This window comes from Acetanaerobacterium elongatum, assembly GCF_900103835.1.
GTDB classification, from domain to species: domain Bacteria; phylum Bacillota; class Clostridia; order Oscillospirales; family Ruminococcaceae; genus Acetanaerobacterium; species Acetanaerobacterium elongatum.
On sequence record NZ_FNID01000068.1, the window covers coordinates 1 to 2,393 of the forward strand.

General features: G+C 58.0%; 1 protein-coding gene. It reads right to left on the reverse strand.

Annotation, left to right across the window (positions count from 1 at the left end):
- Nucleotides 1-198: 198 nt before the first annotated feature.
- On the reverse strand, nt 199-2,133 hold the full coding sequence (gene gyrB, locus BLR50_RS14190) for a DNA topoisomerase (ATP-hydrolyzing) subunit B (RefSeq protein ID WP_242871783.1): 1,935 nt from the start codon (nt 2,131-2,133) through the stop codon (nt 199-201).
- Between the last annotated feature and the right edge of the window lie 260 nt (nt 2,134-2,393).

The following is a 2,393-nucleotide window of genomic DNA, read 5'->3' on the forward strand; positions in this document are numbered from 1 at the left end:
GGTTTTCTTGGGTTTCCTGCGCGGGAGGGGGAGGAATGTTCGGGGGCTTCGCCCCCAAACGGGTACCCCCGTCTTTTCGCCGCCCTGCGGCGGGATTGTAGGGGCGGCCATCGGCCGTCCGCGGTATTAACGCGGCGTTCAGCAAGGCCCGCGGACGCGCAATGCGCGTCCCTAAGAGACCGTTTTCTACAGCCTAAATTATATATCCAAATTCACCACATACTGCGCGTTCTGCTCGATGAACTCCTTACGCGGGCCAACCTTGTCGCCCATCAGGATGGTGAAGATCTCGTCGGCCTTGATGGCGTCCTCCATCTCTACCTTCAGCATAATGCGGCTGTCGGGGTTCATGGTGGTCTCCCACAGCTGCTCCGAGTCCATCTCGCCAAGGCCCTTGTAGCGCTGGATGTCGGTGTTGCCGCCCATCTCCGCCATATACTGGTCGCGCTCCTTGTCAGAGTAAGCGTAGTGCACCGTTTTGCCCTTGGTAAGCTTAAAGAGCGGCGGCTGTGCAAGGTACACATGCCCCTCCTCTACCAAGGGGCGCATAAAGCGGAAGAAGAAGGTCAACAGCAGGGTGCGGATATGTGCGCCGTCGACATCGGCATCCGCCATGATGATCACCTTGTTGTAGCGTATCTTGGTAATATCAAAATCCGCGCCGATGCCGCAGCCTAAGGCGGTTACCACCGGCATGAGCTTTTCGTTGCCGTAAACCTTATCAAGCCGCGCCTTCTCTACGTTAAGCATCTTGCCCCACAGCGGCAGGATAGCCTGGAACCGCCGGTCGCGTCCGCCCTTGGCGCTGCCGCCTGCCGAGTCGCCCTCTACGATGTAGATTTCGGTGCGCGCGTTGTCGCGCTCACTGCAGTCGGCCAGCTTGCCGGGTAACGACGCACTCTCTAAGGCCGACTTGCGGCGGGTTAAATCCCTCGCCTTTCTGGCGGCCTCTCTTGCGCGCGCGGCACCCAGCGCCTTATCAAAGATATTGCGCGCCACCGCGGGGTTCTCCTCAAAGAAGGTGAGCAGCTTGTCGTATACAAGGCTGTCCACCATGGTGCGCATATCGGTGTTGCCAAGCTTTGTTTTGGTCTGGCCCTCAAACTGTGCCTCGGTCAGCTTCACCGAGATAACGGCGGTCAAGCCCTCGCGCACGTCCTCGCCCGTAAGGTTCTTGTCGCTTTCCTTAATAAAGTTATGGCGCTTGCCGTATTCGTTGAACACGCGGGTAAGCGCGGTTTTAAAGCCGGTTTCGTGCGTGCCGCCCTCGATGGTGTGTATATCGTTGGCAAACGAAAGCACAATCTCGTTGTAGCTGTCGTTGTACTGCATCGCCACCTCGGCGCTGTTGTCGCCGGACTGCGCCGAAAGGTAGATGACCTCGCTGTGCAGCACCTCCACCGCCTTGCGGGTGTTGATATGCTCTACAAAGCTGCGTATACCGCCCTCGTAGCACAGCTCGGTGCTCTTTTCATTCTCGGGGTCGCGCAGGTCTTTTAGGATAATCTTAATGCCCGCGTTTAAAAAGGCCTGTTCGCGCAGGCGGGTGAGCAGAATCTCATAGTCGAACACCAGCTCCTCAAAGATCTCGCCGTCGGGCTTAAAGGTTACGATGGTGCCGCGCGTAGTGCTCTCGCCGCAGCGGTTAAGGTCGCACATCGTCACACCGCGCTCAAAGCGCTGGCAATACCGTCCGGTGCCGTCGTCCACCTCTACCTCCAGCCACTCGGAAAGGGCGTTTACCACCGAGGCGCCCACGCCGTGCAGACCGCCCGATACCTTATAGCCGCTGCCGCCGAACTTGCCGCCCGCATGCAATACGGTAAACACCACCGTCACGGCGGGAATACCCATCTTGGGCTGGATGCCGGTAGGAATGCCGCGCCCGTTATCGGTTACGCGGATGATGTCTTCGGGCAGTATCTCCACCGTAATCTCAGAGCAGAAGCCCGCCAGGGCCTCGTCGATAGAGTTGTCCACGATTTCATACACCAGATGGTGCAGCCCTCTCGGCCCTGTGGAGCCGATATACATGCCCGGGCGCTTGCGAACGGCCTCTAGGCCTTCCAGCACCTGTATCTGGCTTTCGTCATATACCTGTTCTTCCGTTGCGTTAATGCGTTCGTTATCCAATGTGTTTACCCCCTGTTATTGCCGGAGAAATAGTTGTATTTATAAAAACTCGGGCAGGACATTTTCTTTCCTCTGCCGTCTGATTTCTGACCTCTTGTATTGGACGGCGTTCCCGACGTCCCCGATTATATCTGAACACTTAAGGTAATGGGACTTTACCCTCTGCGAGCCCGCCCCCAACCCCCTCCCGCGCCGTGGCGTTTCGGTTTTCTTGGGTTTCCTGCGCGGGAGGGGGAGGAATGTTCGGGGGCTTCGCCCCC